At 35.2% G+C, this 2,631-nt stretch carries 2 protein-coding genes and 1 pseudogene; 2 read left to right on the top strand and 1 reads right to left on the bottom strand.

Features of this window, described 5'->3' with window-relative positions:
- A pseudogene (locus EF384_RS09415) lies at positions 1–140 on the top strand (IS30 family transposase); the annotation flags it as partial.
- Between the two features lie 447 nt (positions 141–587).
- On the opposite strand, the gene EF384_RS09410 reads toward EF384_RS09415, so the two are convergent.
- Complete coding sequence (locus EF384_RS09410; protein ID WP_123781438.1) at positions 588–1,625, bottom strand: YeiH family protein; 1,038 nt, start codon at positions 1,623–1,625, stop codon at positions 588–590.
- Between the two features lie 111 nt (positions 1,626–1,736).
- On the opposite strand from EF384_RS09410, the gene EF384_RS09405 reads away from it, so the two are divergent.
- Positions 1,737–2,631 (top strand): LysR substrate-binding domain-containing protein (locus EF384_RS09405; protein WP_148076709.1); only part of this gene is annotated, 895 nt, incomplete at its 3' end.

Here is a 2,631-nt window from a genome sequence, read left to right as displayed (position 1 = left end):
TACACAATTATATGGACTTTATCGTTTCTTCCGTGGCTTCCAAAAGAAACCATATCCCAAGAAAATCTTTAAACTATCAGACACCGCTGGAAGTATTTTTGAGCTACATGGATGAAGAAATTTTGTCCAACTTAATTTGACAAACGAAATAATTAAAACCATAGAGAAAAGACGTTCCGAGAAGTGTAAAATATTTTGTTGCTTCATGTTTTATTATGTATGATTCAATGAAGAATGTAAAATTACATATTGAGATATTAAAAAAATAATTTATTTGGATATTTTGATGGGGTTTAGTTGATATCAAAAAGAGAATAGTTTCATTCTGTTTTTTTATGCCTAAAAATGATTGAGTATACTTTTAAAATAAGAATACTTAGGAAAAGCAGTTCCCTCAAATGTACTGACGGATCTTTTAAGGTAATCAGTCCTGAAAAACAATTGTATTATTATGTTAATTAGCTCTGTTATTTCATTCGCTAAGAGTGTTTAGTTTCACATCAATAGGGTGGTAAAAAAAGTGAATTCAAAAGAAAGAGCAGCGGCTGATATCAGTCGCTGCTTATTTTGAATTATTGTTACCTAAACTAGAACAGCCAAAAAATCAAACCAATTGCTAGAATAATTTGGAAGCAGCCGATCAGTAAGCCATATAACATGGTACGAGGCCCTTCTTTCAAGATATCAGAGAACTTGACCTGAAGACCAATTGCAGCTAAAGCAGTAATCTCAAATTGATTACTGATGACTTCGGAACTGTGAATCATGAAAGAAGGTAAGGGTAGAAAACTTCTAAGCAAGAATAAAATGAAAAATCCTACAATAAACCAGGGAATAGTCAATAGGTTTGTATTTTTTTTCAAATCAGCAGATGTGGAATCAACTGCTGATTTAGAAAATAGCGGTTCTTCCTCTTTAGTGTTTAGTTTACTGAAGGATAAGGCTACTCCGATGATAAGAAGTACTCTCATAAGTTTGAATACTATAGACAGATTAGTGACGTCCATACTCACCAATTTAGCTGAAGCAACGACTTGTCCTATGGATTGGATCGTACCTCCAATCAAAGCTGATGTTTGAACGACTTCGTTGTGGTACAGAACAGAAGCGATAATAGGCAGTGAGACCATCAATATGGTTCCTGTTACATTAACTATAGTGATGGACATGGCTTTATCTTTCTTATCGGCACCAATTATCGGAGAGACAGTACCAATAGCAGAAGAGCCGCAGACTGCATTGCCGGCACCCATCAACAAAGACATTTTTTTATTGAACTTCATAGTTCGACCGATCCAATAAGCGAATAAAATCGTCAAAACCATTTGAAGAATAACAAAAATAAATCCAGTAAAACCAACTTGCTTGATGATTTGAAAATCTAAGATTATTCCATTTAACACGATCGACCATTCTAAGAGGGATTTTTCAGAAAATTTAGTTCCTCTTTTAAAATAAGGCTTGTTTAAAAAAGTATTTCCCAACAAAATTCCTAAAAAAATTGCGATCAGTGCTGCTCCTAAATTTGGCAGAAGGGCAGATAGATATTGGCTGATTAACGAGATCAAAACACTGATTAGAAGACCGGGTAAAATAGAATAGCTTCTTTTGAATTTTGCGCGCATGTTAAACCTCCTCCAAATATTTATAGTATTATGGTATACCGAAGATTGTATAAAATAAAATAATCATCTATTATATATTTATAAGAAATTGTTATTGAGGAGTGGCATTAGATGTTAGATTACCGGTACCAAACGTTCCTTACTTTGACAGAAGAAATGAATTACACGACCACAGCCAAAAGATTGCACATTACCCAACCGGCTGTCACCCAGCATATTCAGTCTTTGCAACAGGAGTTAGGGGTTGAACTGATTCATTATGAAAAGAGACAATTATCATTAACGGCTAAGGGAAAGCAGCTGCAAAAAGATCTTTATTTGCTCCAAAGAGAGATCGCTAAGGTGGAAGAGCAACTAACTTCTACTGTAGAGCACACTACCCTTTCATTTGGGGCTTCCTTGACGATTGGGGAATACATGATGCCTGGACTAATTGAGTCGTATTTGAACCAATATCCAGTGCACGATATCTCGATGGTAACAGACAATACCCAACATTTGATCGAATTGATGGAACATGGGAAAATTGATTTTGCGATTGTGGAAGGAGAATTCAATCAATCTGTATTTGAATTCCAGAAAATCGCTGAAGAACCGTTTATCGCTGTCTGTTCAGAAAAAAGTTCTTTATGGAAACAAGAACAGAGCATTAACGACTTATTTTCTACACCTCTTCTAGTCCGTGAAGAAGGATCGGGATCACGCCTGATTTTCGAGACAGCTATAAAAAGTAAAGGAACCCACTTAGACAGCTTTTCGAAAGTTATGACGATTGGGAGCATTGGTGCAACTAAAAAATTGGTCGAAAAAGATTTAGGAATCAGTTTTATTTATCAGATGGCTGTTGAAGAGGAACTCAACAAAGGAATATTGAAAAAGATACCTTTAAGCGATTTTAATGTAATTCATCCGTTTCATTTGATTTATCTAAAAAGAATCCAAGTGAGAGGGATGGAGACGATAAAGAACTTTTTCCTGGAAAACAGGGTAGGTATAATGAACCCCT

It is taken from the genome of Aerococcus agrisoli (assembly GCF_003797145.1).
In the GTDB taxonomy this organism is placed as follows: Bacteria; Bacillota; Bacilli; order Lactobacillales; family Aerococcaceae; genus Aerococcus; species Aerococcus agrisoli.
This window is presented reverse-complemented; position numbering and strand designations above follow the sequence as displayed.

Excerpts from the sequence above, each read along its gene's own strand:
- EF384_RS09410 (WP_123781438.1), bottom strand. The coding sequence starts at position 1,625 with ATGCGCGCAAAATTCAAAAGAAGCTATTCTATTTTACCCGGTCTTCTA.